Origin of the sequence: Microbacterium sp. B19, from assembly GCF_000333395.1 — a bacterium.
Classification (GTDB): Bacteria; Actinomycetota; Actinomycetes; order Actinomycetales; family Microbacteriaceae; genus Microbacterium.
Genome location: NZ_BADA01000091.1, coordinates 1 through 1,002, shown reverse-complemented (window position 1 = coordinate 1,002; position 1,002 = coordinate 1). Strand labels below are relative to the sequence as shown.

Annotated in this window: 1 protein-coding gene; it reads right to left on the bottom strand. The window is 50.3% G+C overall.

Annotated elements, in window-relative coordinates; translation table 11 throughout:
- The coding region (locus tag I5G_RS24405) for an ESPR-type extended signal peptide-containing protein (protein WP_275574417.1) at nt 1-379 on the bottom strand (379 nt) is incomplete at its 3' end.
- Between the last annotated feature and the right edge of the window lie 623 nt (nt 380-1,002).

Sequence of the window (1,002 nt, the reverse complement as noted above, 5' to 3'; positions counted from 1 at the left end):
CTGCAACTGCCTGGCTACCGGGCTGCACAAAGTTGACCGTATTGCCTGCACCGATATTGAAGCTGTTCCAGTTCAATCCCAGTACTTGCGAAGACTGCTGAATCGTCATCGTCTGACCACTGGTCGAGACCGAGCCCATGCCATGGGTGAGCGCGGCACCCGTCGGCAACGGGGAAGCCGCCCAGCTTGGTAATACTGTGGTCAAAGAGAAGGCTGCCATCATCGCCGTCGACAGGCGACGCAGGAGTGGGGTCTGATCCACACTCCTCACACTGCCGACCACTCCACCATTTCCCTTGCCATGACTGTTAGTGGTCTCCGCAACGGCGACCATCATGCCCAGGTGCTTGGAAAATACGAGACGATAAATTTTATTCATTCTGTTTTCTCTTCAGTTCAACCAATTTATTTCTTACTTAGACAGGTGCTTATTCGTGCATGAACTACACCGCCATTTGACGTCCTCGCTGACTCAGCGATAACTTTTTCGTGATCTTGGGATCTCTTTTGAAGGGGCTTCAGAACACCGTTCTGTCCAGTAGCACATTGGCTCGATTAGGTCTGTAACATTGACCACATCGGCGTCGATGACTCCGTCGGCGCTAGCAAATCGAAAAAGAATTATTGCCACGCTGCCCCCCACGATTGATCGCATTTATTTGTCGTCTGCCTCGGCAAAATGGATGATCCAGCGCCCGCGAGGCGCATAGAAAATCCATACAAATGTAACTTGCGAGAGATATAGGTACGTACTGGAGCGAACCCACAGTTCTGAACACCCTTTTCCAGCTTGCTGTGCCGCCCGGCACCATCGCCAGCGCCTAACGATGTCCATAGAGCGAGAGCGCACGGTCAATTGCACGCTTTTTTTCTGGACACCTTTTGTCTCTAGAAATTTTACATGCAAATACAGTCTTTGTCTTACAAATAATCCTCTTCAAAAGAAGTCAGCTGCAAAAGAGGAAAGGAAACAACATTCTTTCTGCCATAAAGAGTCCCCCC